Origin of the sequence: Streptomyces sp. NPDC091376, from assembly GCF_044757085.1 — a bacterium.
Classification (GTDB): domain Bacteria; phylum Actinomycetota; class Actinomycetes; order Streptomycetales; family Streptomycetaceae; genus Streptomyces; species Streptomyces pratisoli.
Genome location: NZ_JBIVUF010000026.1, coordinates 19,340 through 37,991 on the forward strand (window position 1 = coordinate 19,340; position 18,652 = coordinate 37,991).

Annotated in this window: 16 protein-coding genes and 1 riboswitch; of the genes, 5 read left to right on the forward strand and 11 right to left on the reverse strand. The window is 72.0% G+C overall.

From position 1 onward, the window contains the following. Window positions 1-51: 51 nt before the first annotated feature. On the reverse strand, window positions 52-621 hold the full coding sequence (locus tag ACIQMR_RS34440; RefSeq protein WP_401395942.1) for a histidine phosphatase family protein: 570 nt from the start codon (window positions 619-621) through the stop codon (window positions 52-54). Between the two features lie 314 nt (window positions 622-935). Here ACIQMR_RS34440 and ACIQMR_RS34445 point away from each other — a divergent pair, with 314 nt between their 5' ends. Further along, window positions 936-1,163 (forward strand): CbtB-domain containing protein, encoded by a 228-nt coding sequence (locus ACIQMR_RS34445; protein ID WP_266387249.1) that lies wholly within the window; start codon window positions 936-938, stop codon window positions 1,161-1,163. A gap of 19 nt (window positions 1,164-1,182) precedes the next feature. After that, window positions 1,183-1,971 carry a CbtA family protein gene (locus ACIQMR_RS34450; RefSeq protein ID WP_401395945.1) on the forward strand — a complete coding sequence of 263 codons (789 nt, stop codon included), beginning with the start codon at window positions 1,183-1,185 and terminating at the stop codon, window positions 1,969-1,971. Between the two features lie 138 nt (window positions 1,972-2,109). On the opposite strand, the gene ACIQMR_RS34455 is transcribed toward ACIQMR_RS34450, so the two are convergent. From ACIQMR_RS34455 to ACIQMR_RS34475, 5 genes are all read right to left on the reverse strand, one after another. Further along, window positions 2,110-4,263 carry an MMPL family transporter gene (locus ACIQMR_RS34455; protein ID WP_401395948.1) on the reverse strand — a complete coding sequence of 718 codons (2,154 nt, stop codon included), beginning with the start codon at window positions 4,261-4,263 and terminating at the stop codon, window positions 2,110-2,112. A 236-nt stretch (window positions 4,264-4,499) separates the two neighbouring features. After that, window positions 4,500-4,754 carry a hypothetical protein gene (locus tag ACIQMR_RS34460; protein ID WP_401395951.1) on the reverse strand — a complete coding sequence of 85 codons (255 nt, stop codon included), beginning with the start codon at window positions 4,752-4,754 and terminating at the stop codon, window positions 4,500-4,502. Then, on the reverse strand, window positions 4,751-5,107 hold the full coding sequence (locus ACIQMR_RS34465; RefSeq protein ID WP_401395954.1) for an ArsR/SmtB family transcription factor: 357 nt from the start codon (window positions 5,105-5,107) through the stop codon (window positions 4,751-4,753). The genes ACIQMR_RS34460 and ACIQMR_RS34465 overlap by 4 nt, the downstream gene beginning before the upstream one ends. Window positions 5,108-5,315: 208 nt before the next feature. After that, a complete protein-coding gene (locus ACIQMR_RS34470) occupies window positions 5,316-7,037 on the reverse strand; it encodes an MOSC domain-containing protein (RefSeq protein WP_401395957.1) in 1,722 nt (573 codons plus the stop codon). Window positions 7,038-7,165: 128 nt separating this feature from the next. Beyond that, on the reverse strand, window positions 7,166-7,678 hold the full coding sequence (locus ACIQMR_RS34475) for a CGNR zinc finger domain-containing protein (protein ID WP_401395960.1): 513 nt from the start codon (window positions 7,676-7,678) through the stop codon (window positions 7,166-7,168). Between the two features lie 259 nt (window positions 7,679-7,937). On the opposite strand from ACIQMR_RS34475, the gene ACIQMR_RS34480 reads away from it, so the two are divergent. The 3 genes from ACIQMR_RS34480 (at window position 7,938) to ACIQMR_RS34490 (ending at window position 10,623) form a co-directional block, all read left to right on the forward strand. Then, a complete protein-coding gene (locus ACIQMR_RS34480) occupies window positions 7,938-8,828 on the forward strand; it encodes an alpha/beta fold hydrolase (protein WP_401395963.1) in 891 nt (296 codons plus the stop codon). 154 nt (window positions 8,829-8,982) lie between these two features. Continuing rightward, window positions 8,983-9,903 (forward strand): SDR family NAD(P)-dependent oxidoreductase, encoded by a 921-nt coding sequence (locus ACIQMR_RS34485; RefSeq protein ID WP_401395966.1) that lies wholly within the window; start codon window positions 8,983-8,985, stop codon window positions 9,901-9,903. A gap of 42 nt (window positions 9,904-9,945) precedes the next feature. Beyond that, window positions 9,946-10,623 carry an NAD-dependent epimerase/dehydratase family protein gene (locus ACIQMR_RS34490; protein ID WP_401395969.1) on the forward strand — a complete coding sequence of 226 codons (678 nt, stop codon included), beginning with the start codon at window positions 9,946-9,948 and terminating at the stop codon, window positions 10,621-10,623. Between the two features lie 50 nt (window positions 10,624-10,673). On the opposite strand, the gene ACIQMR_RS34495 is transcribed toward ACIQMR_RS34490, so the two are convergent. From ACIQMR_RS34495 to metE, 5 genes are all read right to left on the reverse strand, one after another. After that, on the reverse strand, window positions 10,674-12,740 hold the full coding sequence (locus ACIQMR_RS34495) for an iron ABC transporter permease (protein ID WP_401395972.1): 2,067 nt from the start codon (window positions 12,738-12,740) through the stop codon (window positions 10,674-10,676). Window positions 12,741-12,745: 5 nt separating this feature from the next. After that, a complete protein-coding gene (locus ACIQMR_RS34500) occupies window positions 12,746-13,720 on the reverse strand; it encodes an iron-siderophore ABC transporter substrate-binding protein (protein ID WP_401395975.1) in 975 nt (324 codons plus the stop codon). Then, a complete protein-coding gene (locus ACIQMR_RS34505) occupies window positions 13,717-14,577 on the reverse strand; it encodes an ABC transporter ATP-binding protein (RefSeq protein ID WP_401395978.1) in 861 nt (286 codons plus the stop codon). Before ACIQMR_RS34505 ends, ACIQMR_RS34500 begins: the two co-directional genes overlap by 4 nt. A gap of 191 nt (window positions 14,578-14,768) precedes the next feature. Beyond that, entirely contained in the window at window positions 14,769-15,689 is a 921-nt protein-coding gene (locus ACIQMR_RS34510; RefSeq protein WP_401395981.1) for a cobalamin-binding protein, read from the reverse strand. Between the two features lie 209 nt (window positions 15,690-15,898). Then, window positions 15,899-18,217, reverse strand: coding sequence for a 5-methyltetrahydropteroyltriglutamate--homocysteine S-methyltransferase (gene metE / locus ACIQMR_RS34515; RefSeq protein WP_401395983.1), 2,319 nt, complete (start codon window positions 18,215-18,217; stop codon window positions 15,899-15,901). A 168-nt stretch (window positions 18,218-18,385) separates the two neighbouring features. Beyond that, window positions 18,386-18,607, reverse strand: a riboswitch (cobalamin riboswitch). Between the last annotated feature and the right edge of the window lie 45 nt (window positions 18,608-18,652).

The following is an 18,652-nucleotide window of genomic DNA, read 5'->3' on the forward strand; positions in this document are numbered from 1 at the left end:
AGAACCAGACATGACGAACCGGACACGTGCGGTCACCGGCTCGTCGCCTCGTCATCCGGAAGAGGCAGCCGCCGAGAGCCGCAGATTCCAGCGCCCCGACCGGCCGGTCAGGGTCAGCGCGGACAGCGGCGGTACGTCGACGCGCCAGAACGCCGTCAGGGGTGCGGCCAGCGCGTGCACGGCCGCGGCGCGGACCACGGCCGGTTCGACGACCGCGAGCACACGACCCGCGTCGTCCCCGAGCGCGTCCATCCATCCGCCGACCCGTCCGCACAGCGTCCGCACCGACTCGCCGCCGTGCGGTGCGGTCCCTGGATCGGTGGCCCATGCCGCGAGCGCCTCGGGGTGGCCTGCGGCGACCTCGGAGAGCGTGAGGCCCTGCCAGGTCCCGAAGTCCAGGTCGCGCAGGCGCTCTTCCGCCGTGGCCGCCAGGCCGAGGGCCTGCGCGGTCTGTCCGCACCGCACCGAGGGACCGCGGAAGCACGTGGAGTACGGGGGCAGTGCCGCCGCGGCGGTACGCGCCTCGCCGCTGCCCCGCGCGTCGAGCGGACCGTCCCCGAACCGCGCCTCACGCACCGCGGGCCCCGCCGCGGCACACCAGAGTGTGAGCCGGATGGACATGGCCGGAAACCTCCCCGTGCGGCAGCGGCACCGCACCGGGTGCCCGCCCGGATCCTACGACGGCACCCCGCACCGTCACTGTGATGAAGATCGCTGCTCACAGGCGGTATTGGCGCGGGAACCGGGGGCCGCTACCCTCTCCCCCGAAAGGACGACGGCGCTCACGGAAGACCGGTGAGAAACCGGCACGGTCGCGCCACTGTGTGCCAGGCGGCTCCCACCCTTCACGGGTGCACCGCAGGGCGAGTCAGACCCGCGGCCGTCGTCGCATGCTCCACACGATGCGGGACGCGTGTTCCCGAGGAGGTACCGGCATGGCCCAGTCCGCCATCACGCCCGTCGCAGTTCCTGTTTCCCCGCCCGCCGTGGCCAAGCTACCGATCCGGGCCATCGTCCCCTGGGCGGCCTTCTTCGGACTGCTGATGCTCGTCCTGCTGTACTTCGTCGGCGCCGAACAGGGCGCCTTCTCCGTCTTCTCCGGCGAGAGCGTCCACGAGTGGGTGCACGACGGCCGCCATCTGCTCGGCTTCCCCTGCCACTGAGACGGAGCGGAACACACTCATGAACTCCGCAACCGTCCGGACCCTCCTGGTCCGGGGCATGATCGCGGGCGTGTTCGCCGGGCTGCTCGCCTTCGGCCTCGCCTACCTGATCGGCGAACCTCAGGTCGACGCCGCGATAGCCGTCGAGGAATCGGCGTCCCACGCGCACGGCCACGGCGGTGAGCCGGCGGAAGAACTGGTCAGCAGGGCCGTCCAGTCGACCGCCGGTCTCGCCACCGCCGTCCTGGTCTACGGAACGGCGCTCGGCGGCATCACCGCCCTGGCCCTCTGCTTCGCACTGGGCCGCGTCGGGGCCCTCCGGTCCCGCGCCACCGCCGCCCTCGTCGCCCTGGGCGGCTTCGTCACGGTGGCCCTGGTGCCGTTCCTGAAGTACCCGGCGAACCCGCCCGCCGTCGGCGACCCCGACACCCTGAACCAGCGCACCGCCCTGTACTTCCTCATGATCGCCCTCGGGGTGCTGCTCGCCGTCGGGGCGGCACTGCTGGGCAGGAAGCTCGCCCCACGCTGGGGCAACTGGTACGCCACGGTCGCCGGTTGTGCGGCCTTCACGGCGGCGGTGGGGCTCGCCCTGGCCTTCCTTCCGGCGGGCGACCCGATCCCGCACGACTTCCCGGCCGACGTCCTGTGGCAGTTCCGGCTCGCCTCGCTGGGCGTCCAGGCCCTGCTGTGGACCGCCCTCGGCCTGATCCTCGGCCATCTGGCGCAGCGGGTCCTGGAGCCCGCGGCCTTCACGGCGGCCGCGACGACCGGGGACACGGCTCCCGGCGCTTCGGTGACGGCGCACTGAGGCTCCGTACCGCCTGCGTCGGCAACTCCGGTACGTCCGTGCTCAGTGCCTTGGGCACCGGTCCGGTACCGGACCGGTGCGGCACGTCGGACCCCGCCCGGGGGCGCGCCCGGGCGGGGTCCGATGGTCACCGAGGCCCTACGGCCGAACGGCCGTTCCGTCCGGCGTGGAAGCGGTGCCGTGCGGCGTGGCAGCCGCGTCACCCGGCGGCGACGGCCGTGCCCGCGTGGCGCCCGGCTCCCGGGCCGGGTCCTGGAAGAGACGGCCGGGCCACCAGAACCAGCGGCCGAGGTCGAGCGCGAGGGCCGGGACCAGGACGGTGCGGACCAGGAAGGTGTCGAGCAGGACGCCGATGCCGACGAGGACGCCCATCTGGGCCATGGTGACCAGCGGCAGCCCGGCGAAGACCGCGAAGGTGGCAGCCAGGACGACACCGGCCGAGGTGATGACGCCTCCGGTGCTGGTCAGGCCCTCCAGTACGCCACGACTGTGGCCGAGACGGCCGGTCTCCTCCCGTACCCGGTGCATGAGGAAGATGTTGTAGTCGATTCCCAGCGCGACGAGGAACACGAAGCCCAGCAGCGGGATCGACCAGTCGACTCCCGCATGGCCGAGTACGTGCTCGAAGAGGAGGTTCGAGGCGCCGAGTGCCGCGAAGAAGGACAGTACGACGGTGCCGAGCAGCAGCAGCGGACCGATCAGGGCGCGCAGGAGCCAGACCAGGACGAGCAGGACGACGGCGAGCACGACCGGGATGACCGTCCTCAGGTCGCGGTCGCTCGCGCGCTGGGTGTCGAGGGTCTGCGCCGTGGTGCCGCCGACGAGCGCGTCACCGCCGTCGACCCCGTGCACGGCCGCGCGCAGGTCGTCGACGGTGCCCTTCGCGGCCTCACTGTCGGGGACGTCCTTCAGCACCACGGACAGGGTGGCGAGTTCGCCGTCGGGGGTGCGCTCGCCGTCCTCGACACGGGCGACGCCGTCGACCCCGGAGGCCGCGGCCCGCACCTCCTGGACGGCGGCCGCGCGCGTGACGATCCTCGCGGGGTCGGAGGCGCCCGACGGGTAGTGCGCGGAGATCCGTTCCTGGGCGAGGACCGACTCGGGCTTGTCCTGGAACAGTTCGGACTGCTGCAGGCCCATGCCGATCCCGCCGGCGCTGAGCGCGAGGACGCCGGTGACGGCGACGGACATCATCCAGGACCAGCGGGGACGGCGGGCGACGGCCGCTCCGATACGGGACCAGACCGTGCGGGCCTTGCGGGCCGGTGTGCCGTACGCCGGCACGAACGGCCAGAACACCCAGCGGCCGGCGATCACGAGCAGCGCCGGCAGAACGGTGACCATCGCGAGGAAGCCGCACAGTACGCCGACCGCGCCGACCAGACCGATGGAGCGCGAGGAGTCGAGATCGGCGAGGGAGAGACAGACCAGTCCGGCGGCGATGGTGCCGGCGGAGGCCAGGACCGCCGGTCCCGAGCGGCGCAGGGCGAGCCGCATCGCCTCGTGCCGGTCCTTGTGGCGGTGCAGTTCTTCGCGGTAGCGGGCGATCAGCAGCAGCGCGTAGTCCGTGCCGACACCGAAGACGAGCACCATCAGGATGCCCGAACTCTGCGGATTGACGGGCAGTTCGGCGTACTGCGCGAGCAGATAGGTGCCCGCCTGGGTGAGGACCGCGGCGAGACCGACCGAGAGCAGGGGGAACAGCCAGAGGACCGGGCTGCGGTACGTGATCAGCAGCAGGACGGCCACCACGAGTGCGGTGGCGATCATCAGGGTCGAGTCGAGGGTGGCGAAGACCGCGACCTGGTCGGTGAGGGCCCCGGCGGGGCCGCCGACGGCGACCTCGACACCCGGCGGTGCGTTGGCGCCCGCGATCTCACGGAGTTCGTCGATCCTGGCGGTGATGTCGGCGTCCTCGGTGGACAGCGGCACGACGGTCATCAGCGCCTTGCCGTCCCGGGACGGAACGGCGGGCGGGATCCGCTCGCCCCTGGCCGCGAACTCCGCGAAGGCGGCACGGTCCGTGGCGGCCTTCGCGTCCGCGCCCTCGCCGGTGTAGACGACCACGGCGGGCATCACCGTGTCGGTACGGAACTTCTCCAGCTCCGTGTTGACCTGCGCGGACTCGGCGCCGCGCGGCAGGAATGCGTTGGCGCCGGTGTCCTCGACCTCGCCCACCTTGCCCGCGAGCGGGCCGAGGGCGACGGCGAGGACGAGCCATGCGAGAAGGACGAGCCATTTGCCACGGTGGCCGCCGGGGGCGACGGCCACGCGCGTGAGCAGCGCTTTCATGAGTACTCTCCTGGGAGTGGAGTTCGTGGCGCACGGAACCCGCACCGCGGCGTGACGGTTTGCCGACCTGCCTGCCGCGGAGTCACGGGGTGGTGCTGCCGGGATCTGTTCTCCATGAGTACGGCCGGGAGTTGGCCCTCCCGGCCGTACGTACGGTGTGCACGGTGTGCGCCATGCGGTGTGCGGTGCGCGACCGTGCTCGTGGTGCCAGTGCCAGTGCCGGTGCCGGTGCGGGGCTACTCGATGGAGCGCATCATCTTCTCCATCGACACGATCGAGATGCGGGCCTGCGTCAGCTCCTCCAGCGTGCGCCGGTGCAGCTCGACGTTGTCCTCCAGCAACGCGGCGTACTTCGCGGCGAGTTGCTTGTACTGCTCCTCGCGGGCCGCGAGCATCCTGGCCCGCCAGGTCGCGGCGATCTGCCACGCGACCACGATCAGGAAGAGGAAGACACCACCGGCGCCGACCACTCCCGCCCAGTCTCCGCTCATCGCCCTGTCTCCTTCACGGTTGCCTTCTCCTCGTCGGTGATCGTCCGGGCCGCTTCCACGACAACGCCCGGGGTCAGGGTGAGGGCGAACGCGGTGACCTCGAAGTACTTCATGGCCTTGCCGTCCTCCGACACCTCGAGCGACCCCGTGACGAGCCCGGCGGCCTCCAGCCGCTGCAGGTGCATGTGCAGCAGCGGTCGGCCGATGCCCAGCTCGCGGGCCAGTCTGCTGACGTAGTCGCGTCCGCCCTCGGCCAGCGCCGCGACGATCCGCAGCCGGTGCGGATTGCCGAGCGCCGCGAGAATCCTCAGCAGCTCGTCCCCGGTCGGGTGCGGGGCCGGTACTCCGGTCATCACGCCCCCTTCTTCGGTACCTGTCAGTAGAAGCTGACAGCTGTCAGGAACGCCTGTCAAACCGATCCGGACCATCTCGGGGGCGGACCAGGGACATCTCAGGGGCGGCTCAGGGCCGCCTCAGGGACGGCTCAAGGGCGCCTCGGGACAGCGTGGGTGCGCACGCCCACGCTCTCGCGCCGGCGTACGGGGGACCGGTCGGGCCCGGCTACAGGTCGAGGACGACGTCGGTGGCCGGCCGGCTGCAGCAGATCAGAACGGAGCCGGCCTCAGGGGCTTCCAGCGGCTCGGTGGTGTAGGTGGTGTCACCGGTGACGATCGAGGTCACGCAGGTGTGACACACGCCCGTACGGCACGACCAGCGCGTGGGGATGTCGCAGGCCTCCGCCAGGTCCAGGAGCGTGGCACGGGCCGGTGGCCAGCGGGTGGCGATGCCGCTGCGGGCGAAGGTGACCAGTGGACCGGTCCCCGCAGGGCCGGGTGGCTGGTGCGGCCGGACCCCGGCGGTCGGCGCGACGCCGGGATTGACGGCGGACGGAGCGCCGAACAGTTCCGTGTGGATCCGCTCGGGCCGGAGGCCGTGATCGCGCAGATGGCCGCCGAGGTCCTCCATGAACGCGCGAGGCCCGCACAGATAGGCGTCGGCGTCGGCGGGAATGCCCAGCTCCGCCGGCGACCGGGCGGTCAGGCGGCCCCGCCCGGCGTGGAGGCCGCCGGAGTGCGGGGCGGGTTCACCGCCCGCGGTGTAGCGGGTGTGCTCATGGGCGTCGGGGAGTTGCTCCAGGAGCGCGTGGGCCTCGGCGGCGAAGGCGTGATGGGCTCGGTCGTGGGCTGTGTGGATCCACCACACCGGGCGTGGGTCTCCTGTGGCGGCGAGCCGGTGGAGCATCGCCAGCACGGGAGTGGCGCCGATCCCCGCGGAGATCAGAACGACGGGGCCGGTCCCCTCTTCGAGCACGAAGGTTCCGCGGGGGCTTGCGATGTCCACGAGATCCCCTTGGCGCAGGCGCATGTGGAGGTAGCCGCTGACCTGCCCGTGGGGCTCGCGCTTGACGCTGATGCGATAGCTGCCGGCCCCGGGTGCGCCGGACAGGGAGTAACTGCGCACCGCGGGGGCGCCGTCCGCGGTGCGCAGGCGGATGGACAGGTACTGGCCGGCACGCGCTTCGGGAAGCGGTGTGCCGTCGGTGGTCGCGAGGTGGAACGACGTGACGGTGGGGGTCTCGGGGACGATGCGCGCGACGCGCAACGTCCTGAAGCCCGGCCACCCCGGTCCCCCGCCGGGCCGCCCGGCGTCCGCCAGTTCACGGAAGGACTCCTGCCAACCGGGGCTCAGCGCGGGGATGTTCAGCGCTCTGCGCAGCGTGGCCGGGTCGCGGTGCGGGAGGTAGAGCAGTGCGTCGACGTCGGCGACGCTGAGCTGTTCCGGGCCCCTGCGGACGAGGGTGATCTCGTCGCCGGCCTGTACGTGTCCCTCGGTGATGACGCGCAGATAGAAGCCGGGGCGGTGGTGGGACACCAGAAGGGATGCCATGGCGGGCTCGCCCAGGCGCATACCCACGCGGTAGCAGGTGACGCGAGGCTGGGTGACCTCGAACTCGGCTTCGCCGATGAGGTAGCGGTCACCGATGCACACCTCGTCGTCGGGCAGACCGTCGACGGTGAAGTTCTCGCCGAAGATCCCGAAGGTCAGATCGTCGCGGCCGAGGTGCTGTCGCCAGTGCCGGTAGGACTGCAGCTGGTAGACGAGCACGGCGCGCATCTCGCCCCCGTGCCCGGCCAGGTCTCCCTGGCCGTCGCCGTCGATGTTCAGCCGCCGCACCATCCGGGGGCCGCTCACGGGTGTCTTCCACGCGCCGGTGTGGACGGTCCTCCCTTGCCAGGGGACGTCCTTCGGCATTCCTGCGTTGAGAGACAGCAGCGTCGCCATTGTGGTTCTCCTGCGTGGATGACCGGCCGGAAAAGCCCCTCATGGCGCTGTGATCCGCGCTGCGCCCGATACTAGTGCGCGGCCCTCCTGCCCGGCATACCGGGAGAATCCCGGCGTACGTCCGGCGGCTACGCGCTCGCGCCGTCGCGGGTGCGCTGGTAGTGGCGCCTGGCCTTCATCCTGTTGCCGCACACGGCCATGGAGCACCAGCGGGCCTTGTTGGCCTTGCTCCGGTCGAGGAGGAAGAGCCGGCACTCGGGGTTGCCGCACGGTCGCAGCCGCCCGGGTGCGCTCTCCTGCAGTGCGCCCCAGGCCAGCACCGCCTCCACCGCCGCCCGGCGCTCCTCGGGGGCCACCAGCCGCCAGGACACCCCCGCCGCGGAGACCTGGGGGCGGGAGGTGACGCCGGTGAGGAACGGGGCCAGTGACTGGGCCGGCCGGCTTCCGCGCACCACGTCCTGCAGCGCGTCGCGCACCTGCAGGAGGTGCCTGCGCTCCTCCGCGGTGCCGCTGCCGCCGTGCTCCTGCTGCCAGGCCCTCGCCGCTTCCGGATCCCCCAGCAGGTCCTGGACGGTGCCGCGGACCACCGGTGTCGTGTTGAGGAGATCCACAAGCGCGTCCTGCTGCTCACGCTCGGTCACGATGACACCCTCCTCACCGTATCGACTCGCTCGACAGGTTACGTGACGCGGGATTCGCGGGGCCGCGACCGCGGCTGCCGCGGTGGCCGACGGCCGTCTGGGGGCGGAGGCTTGAGCGGGGCGGCCGGTTCCGGACGGGGTGGGGCGGCGGCCCCTCGGCCCACGGTCAGTTCTAACCGGTTAGATCGCCTTGACAGGTTACACCGACCGGGCTTCACTGGATCTATAACCACTGAAACTCATGAGAAGGGTTATGGAAATGCCTTCCGCAGTCCATCACTGCACCGCCGTCGTCGACGGCCTGGAGGTCTTCTACCGGGAGGCCGGCGACCCCCAGGCACCCGTCGTGGTGCTGCTCCACGGGTTCCCGACCAGTTCGCACATGTTCCGCCGGCTGATCCCGGCTCTCGCCGACCGGTACCACGTCATCGCACCCGACCACATCGGGTTCGGTCAGTCGGCGATGCCCGGCCTCCAGGACTTCCCGTACACCTTCGACGCGCTCACCCAGGTCACCTTGGGACTGCTCCGGCAGCTGGGCGTCGACCGGTTCGCGATGTACGTGCACGACTACGGCGCCCCCATCGGCTGGCGGCTCGCGCTGCAGGACCCCGACCGCGTCACCGCGATCATCACCCAGAACGGCAACGCCTACACCGAGGGCTTCGTCAAGCCGTTCTGGGACGGCGTCTTCGCCTACACGCAGGCGCCCGGGCCCGAGACCGAAGCCCCGATGCGCGCCGCCCTGACCGCCGAGGTCACCCGCTGGCAGTACGTGAACGGAGTCGCCGACCACACCCTGGTCAGCCCCGACAACTGGGTTCACGACCAGGCGCTGCTGGACCGGCCGGGCAATGACGAGATCCAGCTCAGGCTCTTCCGCGACTACCCGACCAACGTGGACCTCTACCCGCGGGTGCACCAGTACTTCCGGGACTCCCGGGTCCCCCTGCTGGCGGTCTGGGGCGCCAACGACGAGATCTTCGGCCCCGCGGGCGCGGAGGCGTTCGGCCAGGACCTGCCGGACGCCGAGATCCACCTCCTGGAGTCCGGGCACTTCGCCCTGGAGAGCCACCTCGAACCCATCGCCGAGTACATCCGCGACTTCCTCGGACGCGTCCTCGACCGACCGGACCGGCGCCCCGCCTGACCGGGCCGGCGGGGCCGGGACGGACGCTGCCGGCGCCCCACTCGCTCCATCCGCGCACCCCGGGGTGCGGTCTCGGCGCCACACCGTCGCACCCGGACGGAACCGGCCCGATGTTGGCGTTGACATCATTGTTGGCGATGGCTACATTGTGGCCATGGCGAAGAACAAGTGGAACACCTCCGACATTCCCGATCAGGGCGGTCGCACCGCGGTGATCACGGGAGCCAACACCGGCCTCGGCTTCGAGACCGCCGCGGCGCTCGCCGAGCGCGGCGCGCATGTGGTCCTCGCGGTGCGCGACACGGGCAAGGGCCGCGAGGCCGCCGCCCGGATCGCCGCCAGGACCCCGCGGGCCGCGGTCACCGTCCAGCGGCTCGACCTGAGTTCGCTCGACTCGATCCGCACCGCCGCCGCCGAGCTGCGTGCCCGCCACGACCGCATCGACCTGCTGATCAACAACGCCGGTGTGATGTGGACGCCGAAGTCCACCACCGCGGACGGGTTCGAACTGCAGCTGGGCACCAATCACCTCGGCCACTTCGCGCTCACCGGCCTGCTGCTCGACCACATGCTGACCGTCCCCGGCTCGCGCGTCGTCACCGTCAGCAGCGGGGCCCACCGGCTGCGTGCCTCGATCGACTTCGACGACCTCCAGTCGGAACGCGGCTACAGCAGGACCGGCGCGTACGGACAGTCCAAGCTGGCCAATCTGCTGTTCGCCTACGAGCTCCAGCGCCGCCTGGCCGGCAAGCACGCCACCATCTCCCTGGCGGCCCACCCCGGCGGCGCGGGCACCGAACTGGCACGCAACTCCAGCCCGCCGGTGCGGGTGCTGTTCGACAGGGTCATCGTCCCCCTCTTCGCCCAGGACGCCCAGGCCGGCGCGCTCCCGACGCTTCGGGCCGCGACCGATCCGCGGGCGAGCGGCGCGCAGTTCTACGGGCCGGACGGCATCGGCGGCATGCGCGGCAACCCCGAGGTCGTCACGTCGAGCAGGAAGTCCCACAACGCCGAGGACCAGCGCCGGCTCTGGTCCGTCTCCGAGCAACTGACCGGCGTCGTCCACCCGGTCTGACCGGCCGGCACCACCGAAGCGAAACGAAAGGGCCACGAACCGATGAAGGTGATTCTGCTCGGTGCGACCGGCATGGTCGGCCAAGGCGCTCTGCGCGAGTGTCTGCGCGACGAGCGGGTGAGCGACGTGCTCGCGATCGGGCGTACGGAGCTCGGCGTCGAGCACCCGAAACTGCGGCAGATCGTCGCTCCGGACCTGACGGAGCTGATGACCCGCACGGACGTCGTGAAGGAACTGTCCGGGTACGACGCCTGCTTCTTCTGCCTCGGTGTCTCCTCCGCGGGCATGACCGAGGAGGCCTACCGCCGCATCACCTACGACCTGACCCTGACGGTGGCCCGCGCCCTGTCCGGCCGCAACCCCGGCCTCAGGTTCGTGTACGTGTCCGGGCAGGGCACGGACAGCACCGAACAGGGCCGCAGCATGTGGGCCCGGGTCAAGGGCACGACCGAGAACCACCTGCTCGAACTCCCCATGGCCACCTATCTGTTCCGCCCGGGGTACATCCAGCCGATGCACGGCGTCAGGTCGAGGACCCGCCTGTACCGCGCCCTCTACACGGTGGCCGCACCCCTGTACCCGCTTCTCAGGAGGCTCGCGCCGGACCAGGTCACGACCACCGAGACCCTGGGACGCGCGATGATCGCCGTCACCGCGGCCGGCGCACCCCGGCCCCACCTCGGCACCCGGGAGATCAACGCAGCCGCGGCCGGCGGCTGATCCGCGCCGCGGCCCGAAGCCGACGCGCGACCGGGACGTTCGCAGGTCACCTACCGGCGGCTGCGTACGAGCAGATGGAGGAAGTACGGCGTGCCGATCACCGCGGTCATCACGCCGGCGCCGAGCTGGGCCGGCGCGATGACGGTCCGGCCGATCAGGTCCGCGGTGCAGACGAGCAGGGCGCCGAGGAGCACCGCGACCGGGACCACCCGGGTGTGCTGACGGCCCACCAGGGCCCGGGCCGCGTGCGGTGCCACGAGCCCCACGAAGCCGATCGTCCCGGCGGCCGCCACGGCGGTGGCGCTGAGCAGGACGCTGAGCACGAGGAAGCCGAGACGCCCCCGTGCCGGATCCAGCCCGAGGAGCCTCGGGGTGTCCTCGTCCAGTGACACGAGGTCGAGCTCGGTGCGCCGGAGGACCGCGAGGAACAGGCTCACGGCGAGCACCGCCGCGAGAGGGGCCACGTCGGGCAGGGTCCGCCCGTAGGTGGAGCCCGACAGCCAGGTGAGGGCCTTCGTCGCGTTGAACGGGTCGGTGAGGACGATCAGCAGGCTGATCAGCGCCGCCGTCGCGGTGGCGACGCCGAACCCGACGAGGACGAGCCGGTTCTGCTGGTATCCGCCTCGCGCGGCGAGTCCGAAGACGAGTACCGAACTGACCGCGGCGCCGGCGAACGCCGCACCGGCCACGTTCCACGACCCGGCCACGGGCACCGTCGTCACGAGGAGCACGGCGCCGAGCGCGGCCCCGCCGGAGACACCCAGGACACCTGGTTCCGCGAGCGGATTGCGGGTCACGGCCTGGACGAGCGTTCCGGCCAGGGCGAGTGCCGCGCCCGCGAGGAGCGCCGCGAGGACCCGGGGCACCCGGGTGTCGAGGACGAACTGGACGGTACGACCCGCCCTGCCCTGGGCCCAGTTCACCACGTCGCCCAGCAGCAGCTTGCTGTCGCCCAGCAGCACGGCGGCGAGCGTCACGCCGACGAGCACCGCCACCAGAACGGCGGTCGTGGTGAGGAAGACGGCCCGGCTCCTGATGCGCAGCCGGTCGGAGGCGTCGGCGCCCGAGGTGTTCCGGACGCGGGTGGCCATCACGACCAGGAACACGGCACCGACGAGGCTGGTGGCGACACCTGTCGGCACGGCGACCGCCACGTCGGCGGGTACGAGGGCGCGCAGGAGTACGTCCGAGCCGAGCACGAGCACCGCACCGGCCAGGCCCGCGGCCGGAACGGCCGTACGCGACCGGGAGTACGCGCGGAACCTGAGGCTGAGCGGGCGGACCAGGGCGGGGGCGCACAGGCCGACGAAGCCGATCGGTCCGGCGAGCGTGACGGCCGCCGCGGAGAGGAGCGCCGCGAGCACGACCGCCGTGACGCGGGTGGCCCGGACGGGGACGCCGAGGCCGCGGGCCGCGTCGTCGCCGAGGGCCAGCGCGTCGATCCGGCGGGCGACGAGCAGCAGACCGACGAGGCCGGCGAGGGCGATCGGCGCCATCTGCAGCACGCCGTCGAAGCCGTTCTGGGAGATGCTGCCCTGGTTCCACCGGTAGAGGCCCTCGGTCTGCCGGGGGAACAGCAGAAGCAGGCTCTCGGTGACGGCGGTGAGGCCGAGTGCGAGGGCACTGCCGGCCAGCACGAGCCGTACGGTGCCCGTGCCCGGGCCCGACAGTCCGAGCACGACGGCCGCCGCCGCGAGGCCGCCGGCGAACGCGACGCCGGAGGAGGCGAACAGCGGCAGCGAGACACCGCTGACCGCGACCAGCCCGAGGGCCAGGTAGGAACCGGCGTTCACCGCGAGGGTGTCGGGCGAGGCAAGCACGTTGCGGCTCACCGCCTGCAGGGCGGCGCCCGCCATGCCGAGCACGGCCCCGACGAGCAGCCCGGCGGTCATCCTCGGCAGCCTGGAGGCGATGACGACGGAGGCGTCCTCAGGGTCGGCGCGTCCGGTGAGTGCCTTCCAGACCTCGGGCGCGCCGACGGCGGCCGTGCCCTGGGTGATGTCGAGGACCGCGAGGACCGTGACGAGGAGGACCAGTGCGGCCGTCACCGCGGCCGCGCCCGTCCGGGACGTGACCGCCGACGGACGGGTGGCGGGGGTGGAAGCGGTGACGGCCATGGGTGTTACTTCGTCAGCGCGGCGACGACGGAGTCGACGTACTTGTTCATCGACTCGGGTCCGCCGAACATCCAGATGCCGTCGGGCAGCCGGTGGACGTTGTCCTTCTTCACGAACGGCAGCGACGTCCACACCTTGTCCTTGGCCAGGACACCGGCGAACGGCGTGCTGGCCTTGTCGCCGTCGCTGCCGATGTAGGCGAACTGCACGTCGCCGAGCTTGGTGAGGCCCTCGACGTCCGTGGCGGCGAGTCCGTAGCTCGGGTCGCCCTTGACGGTCCAGGCGTTCTTCAGACCGATCTTCTCGTTGACGGCGCCGATGAGCGAGCCGCTCGTGTACGGCCTGATCGAGACCTGGTTGGAGACGACGTAACCGTCGGCGAAGGCGTACTTCGTGTTGGTGAGACCGGCGTCGGCGAGGGCCTTGCTGCCCTCGGCGAGCTTCGCCTCGAAGTCCTTCTTGAGCTTGCCGGCCTGCTCCGTGGTGCCGGTGGCCTGCGCGATCAGGTCGAGGTTCTTGGTCATCTGCCCGATCGGGTCGGCGGCGTCGGCGGCCCGCACCTCCAGGACCGGGGCGACCTTGCGCAGCTGCTTCACGGCGGCCGGCGGCAGGTCGCTGGTGGCGACGATGAGGTCCGGCTTCAGGGACGCGATGGTGTCCATGCTCGGCTCGCCGCGGGTGCCGATGTCCTTGGGCTCGTTCTTCAGCGGGACCGCGGTGTCCCAGGTCGTGTAGCCCTTGACGTCGGCGACACCGACGGGGTCGACGCCCAGGGATATCAGGTTCTCGACGACGTTCCACTCGGTGCCGATGACCTTCTTGGCGGGCCCGTCGAGCTTCACCTTCGCGCCGGAGGCGTCGGTGAGGGTGATGGCCTCGGCGGTCTTCTTGGCGTCGTCGGCGGCGGGCTCGGTGGTCCCGCAGGCGGTCAGGGAGAGTGCCGCGGCGGTGGCGGTGGCGGTGAGGAGGAGGCGTCTCATGAGGTGGTGCTGAGCCTTTCGCTTCGCGTGTGGTGTCGGCCGATCGCGCGGGTGCGCAGCCGGCCCGTGAGGGGATCGGTGTCGACTTCGATGCGGATGCCGTACGTGTCGGTCAGCCGCTCGGCCTCGAGTACGTCCTCGGGGAGGCCGTCGGCGATGATCCGGCCCTCGTGGAGCAGCACGATCCTGTCGGCGACGGCCGCGGCCTGGTCGAGGTCGTGCAGGACGGCGCCGACGGCGATGCCGACCTCGTCCGCCAGGTCGCGGACGAGGTCGAGGAGTTCGATCTGGTAGCGCAGGTCGAGGTAGGTCGTCGGCTCGTCGAGGAGCAGGACGCCGGTTTCCTGGGCGAGGCAGCCGGCGAGCCATACGCGCTGGAGCTGGCCTCCGGAGAGATGCTCGGCGCCCCGCTCGGCGAGGTCCGCGACGCCGGTCATGGCGAGCGCGCGGTCCACCGCGGCCCGGCCACCCGGGTCCGCCCTGCCCCAGCGGCCCCGGTACGGGTAGCGGCCGAACTCCACGACGTCCCGTACGGTCAGCCCGCCGGGGGTGGGCCGTCCCTGCGTCAGCAGGGCGACGCGTCGTGAGAACTCACGGGGGCTCAGGGTGAGGCCGTCGGTGTCGGCGTCGATGACGAGCGTGGCGGTCCTGGGCCGCTGCAGGCGCGCGATCGTGCGCAGCAGCGTCGACTTCCCGCTGCCGTTCGGACCCACCAGGACGGTCACTTCCCCGGGCCGCAGTGTCAACGACGCGTCGTGCACGACATCGACACTGTCGTACGCCACGGTGACCCCCGTGGCGGACAGTTCATGACCGCGGGGACTCTGGGCCGCGGACGTCTCTTCACCGACATTCACGGAGCGAAGGTTAGCCTAACCTTATGACGATCCACGACAGGGGGTGGAGATTCAGACACAAGACGAAAACCGGCCAGAGTTTGCGCCATGGATCGTCCGTGCGTCCGTGCGTCCGTGCGTCCGTGCGTCCGTGGGTCCGTGGGTCCGTCGCCTCCCTGTCCCGAACCGCAAGCGCCCGGAAGGCGAACGGGTCAGGCCTCGGCCAGCCGCCGTGCCTCGCCGGGTGTGACCGCGGCGCCCGCCTGCTCGCCGTGCAGGACATGGGCCAGGACCTCCGCGCCCCGCACCACGCGCGGTCCCGGACGGTTGAAGTGGGCCGGCCCGTCGAGGACCCAGACCGCGCCGCGCCGCACCGCCGGCAGCTCCTCCCAGCCGGGCAGCCGCGTCAGCAACTCCCGCTCCTGGAACGTACGGTCCGGGCTGAAGCCGCACGGCAGGACGAGCAGGACATCGGGCCGGGCCGCCACGACCGCCTCCCACGTCATCGGCTTGGTGTGTTCACCCGGCGCGGCGAGGAGCGGCTGCCCTCCGGCGCAGGCGATCTGCTCGGGGACCCAGTGCCCGGCGGGCCAGAGCGGGGCCAGCCACTCGATGGCCACCACCCGGGGCCGCGGCAGTCCCGCCGTGCGTTCGCGAACCGCCGCCAGGCGGGCGGTGAGTTCCGCGTGGCGCCGCCGTGCGACCTCCTCCACGCCGAGCAACGCCCCGACACGCAGCAGACAGTCGAGCACGTCGTCCAGGGTCTTCGGTTCCAGGCTGAGTACGCGTGCGTCCGCGTCCAGGACCCGTACGGCCCGGGACACCCCCGTGTACGAGACGGCGCACACGTCGCACAGATCCTGGGTGAGGATCACATCGGGTGCCAGGGAGGCCAGCCTGTCGGTGTCGAGCGCGTAGAGCGAGGAACCCGAGTGCCGCGCGCCGCCCACCGCTTCGGAGATCTCGCGGCTGCTCATCGTGTCCGCCGAGAACCCCGCGGACGTGACCACCGGCACGGACGCGACGGCTTCCGGCGGCCAGTCGCATTCATGGGTCCGCCCCACGAGGTCTCCCGCGAGCCCGAGCTCGGCGACGATGTCCGTGGCGGCGGGGAGCAGCGAGACGATGCGCATGCGCCAGACCCTATGCCCGGCCCCGGCCGAGGCGCAGGTCGCGAGGACGGCGAGGAAGCACGTGCGTACGCCGGGGCGGCGAGGACGGTGACGACGGCATCATCGGGGCCGCCCGCCCACGTGACGGTTCACGCGGGCAGGCGGGCCCCCGAACGGGCGGACCGGCCGACGGGCCGCTCTCACGAGCACCACGCACGACCGTCGGCGGGTCAGGACCCGGCGATCTCCAGGCGCACGGTGCGGGCGGCCGTGACCAGGTTCTCCAGCGACGCGCGGGTCTCGGGCCAGCCACGGGTCTTCAGCCCGCAGTCGGGGTTGACCCACAGCCGTTCGGCCGGGATGGCCTCCAGCCCGGTGCGCAGCAGCGCCGCGGCCTCCTCGGCGCCCGGAACCCGGGGCGAGTGGATGTCGTACACGCCGGGGCCGGCTTCGCGCGGGTAGCCGTGGGCGGCCAGTTCCCGGGCGACCTGCATGTGGGAGCGGGCGGCCTCCAGGCTGATGACGTCGGCGTCGAGGTCGTCGATGGCCTGGACGATGTCGCCGAACTCGGCGTAGCACATGTGGGTGTGGATCTGGGTGTCCGGACGTACCCCGCCGGTGGTGAGCCGGAACGCCTCGGTCGCCCAGTCGAGGTAGGCGGCGCGGCCGGCCGCCCGCAGGGGCAGTGTCTCGCGCAGGGCGGGTTCGTCGACCTGGATGACGGAGGTGCCCGCCGCCTCCAGGTCGCCGACCTCGTCGCGCAGGGCGAGGGCGACCTGCCGTGCGGTGTCGCCGAGCGGCTGGTCGTCGCGGACGAAGGACCAGGCGAGCATGGTGACCGGCCCGGTGAGCATGCCCTTGACCGGAAGGGCCGTGAGGGACTGCGCGTACGCCGTCCAGCGCACCGTCATCGGCTCGGGACGCGAGATGTCGCCGGCCAGGATCGGCGGGCGGACGTAACGGGTGCCGTAGGACTGGACCCAGCCGTGTTGGGTGGCGAGGTAGCCGGTGAGCTGCTCGGCGAAGTACTGCACCATGTCGTTGCGCTCGGGCTCGCCGTGCACCAGGACGTCGATGCCGGTCTTCTCCTGGAAGGAGATGACCTCCTGGATCTCCGCCTTGATGCGCTCTTCGTACCCGGCGGTGTCGATGCGGCCGGCACGCAGGTCGGCGCGTGCGGTACGCAGTTCGGTGGTCTGCGGGAACGACCCGATGGTCGTGGTCGGCAGCAGCGGCAGGCCGAGGTGGGCGCGCTGGGCGGCGGCACGTTCGGCGTACGGCTGGGAGCGGCGGGCGTCGGCACCGGTGACGGCGGCGGCGCGGGAGCGCACGGCCGGGTCGTGGGTGATGGGTGACGCGGCGCGGGAGGCCAGGTCGGCCCGGTTCGCGGCGAGTTCGCCCGCGATGGCGTCCGTGCCCTGGGCGAGGCCCTTGGCGAGGGTGACGGTCTCCGCCGTCTTCTGCCGGGCGAAGGCGAGCCAGCGCAGGATCTGCGGGTCGATGTCGTGCTCCGCGGCGGCGTCCAGCGGCACGTGCAGCAGCGAGCAGGAAGCGGAGACGTCGACCCGGTCGGCCAGCCCCAGCAGGGTGCCGAGTGTCGCCAGCGACCTGCTCAGGTCGTTCACCCAGATGTTGCGTCCGTTGACGACGCCCGCGACCAGGCGCTTGCCGGGCAGCCCGCCGACCGCGGCGAGGTCGTCGAGGTTGGCGGCTGCCGCCTCGGTGAAGTCCAGCGCGAGTCCCTCGACGGGCGCCTTGGCGAGGACGGGGAGGGCGTCGCCGAGCCGGTCGAAGTAGGAGGCGACCAGCAGCTTCGGCCGGTCCGTGAGCGCCCCGAGGTCGCGGTAGGCGCGGGCGGCGGCGTTCAGTTCGGCGGGGGAGCGGTCCTGGACGAGGGCGGGCTCGTCGAGCTGCACCCACTCGGCGCCGGCCGCGCGCAGGTCGGCGATCACCTCGGCGTACACGGGGAGCAGCCGGTCGAGCAGTGTGAGCGGGTCGAAGTCCGCGGCGACGCCGGGGGCGGGCTTGGCCAGCAGGAGGTAGGTGACCGGGCCGACGAGGACGGGCCGGGCGGTGAGGCCCTGGGCGAGAGCTTCCTTGAACTCGTCGACCTGCTTCGTGGAGTCGGCCGTGAAGACGGTGTCGGGGCCCAGCTCGGGGACCAGGTAGTGGTAGTTGGTGTCGAACCACTTGGTCATCTCCAGCGGCGCCACGTCCTGGGTGCCGCGGGCCATGGCGAAGTAACCGTCCAGGGCGTCGGCCGCGACGGCGTCGCGGTGCCGGGCGGGGACGGCGCCGACCATCACGCTGGTGTCGAGAACGTGGTCGTAGTACGAGAAGTCGCCGGTGGGCACCTCGTGGATGCCGGCGGCGGCGAGCTGCTGCCGGTTGCTCCGCCGGAGTTCGGCGGCGGCCGACCGGAGGGCGTCGGCGCTGACGCGGCCCTTCCAGTAGCCCTCGATGGCCTTCTTCAGCTCCCGGTCGTGTCCCTGGCGGGGGTAGCCGTACACGGTGGCCCGTGCTGCCGCGGCTGCGGACTTCGTTGTCACGGAGATCTCCTTCGCGAGATGAATCCCTGAGATCCCGGGAACGGGACGAGAGCGCGAAGGGTGACGGACCCGGACGGCCACGACCCCGCGCGGCAAAAGCACGGTCGTTCCGTCTGGTGTGTTCGCCGACCCGCCCTCGAGGTCACCGGGATGTCCACGCACGGAACGGTCCGCACGCGGGCAGTTGGCAGGTCTTCGGACTCGCGGGCACGTCCTCCTCGCCGGAGGACACCTACTGGCCGTCGCTTCCCAGCCCCTTACCGGGCCCAGTGCGTATGACGGCGGTCGTTCCCGCTCACCGCTGCGGGGCAGTCCCGGATTCCCACCGGGTTCCCTCTTACGACGCATCCCGCCTGGCGGACGGGGCGAACCAGCTGCACCGGCCAGCCTACGGGGCGGCACCTCACCGCAGGGCACCGTGTCCGTCATTCGGAC

Bases quoted from the DNA above. Each gene is read 5' to 3' on its own strand.
- ACIQMR_RS34440 (WP_401395942.1), bottom strand. From the start codon at position 621: ATGTCCATCCGGCTCACACTCTGGTGTGCCGCGGCGGGGCCCGCGGTG.
- ACIQMR_RS34445 (WP_266387249.1), top strand. From the start codon at position 936: ATGGCCCAGTCCGCCATCACGCCCGTCGCAGTTCCTGTTTCCCCGCCC.
- ACIQMR_RS34450 (WP_401395945.1), top strand. From the start codon at position 1,183: ATGAACTCCGCAACCGTCCGGACCCTCCTGGTCCGGGGCATGATCGCG.
- ACIQMR_RS34455 (WP_401395948.1), bottom strand. From the start codon at position 4,263: ATGAAAGCGCTGCTCACGCGCGTGGCCGTCGCCCCCGGCGGCCACCGT.
- ACIQMR_RS34460 (WP_401395951.1), bottom strand. From the start codon at position 4,754: ATGAGCGGAGACTGGGCGGGAGTGGTCGGCGCCGGTGGTGTCTTCCTC.
- ACIQMR_RS34465 (WP_401395954.1), bottom strand. From the start codon at position 5,107: ATGACCGGAGTACCGGCCCCGCACCCGACCGGGGACGAGCTGCTGAGG.
- ACIQMR_RS34470 (WP_401395957.1), bottom strand. From the start codon at position 7,037: ATGGCGACGCTGCTGTCTCTCAACGCAGGAATGCCGAAGGACGTCCCC.
- ACIQMR_RS34480 (WP_401395963.1), top strand. From the start codon at position 7,938: ATGCCTTCCGCAGTCCATCACTGCACCGCCGTCGTCGACGGCCTGGAG.
- ACIQMR_RS34485 (WP_401395966.1), top strand. From the start codon at position 8,983: ATGGCGAAGAACAAGTGGAACACCTCCGACATTCCCGATCAGGGCGGT.
- ACIQMR_RS34490 (WP_401395969.1), top strand. From the start codon at position 9,946: ATGAAGGTGATTCTGCTCGGTGCGACCGGCATGGTCGGCCAAGGCGCT.
- ACIQMR_RS34495 (WP_401395972.1), bottom strand. From the start codon at position 12,740: ATGGCCGTCACCGCTTCCACCCCCGCCACCCGTCCGTCGGCGGTCACG.
- ACIQMR_RS34500 (WP_401395975.1), bottom strand. From the start codon at position 13,720: ATGAGACGCCTCCTCCTCACCGCCACCGCCACCGCCGCGGCACTCTCC.
- ACIQMR_RS34510 (WP_401395981.1), bottom strand. From the start codon at position 15,689: ATGCGCATCGTCTCGCTGCTCCCCGCCGCCACGGACATCGTCGCCGAG.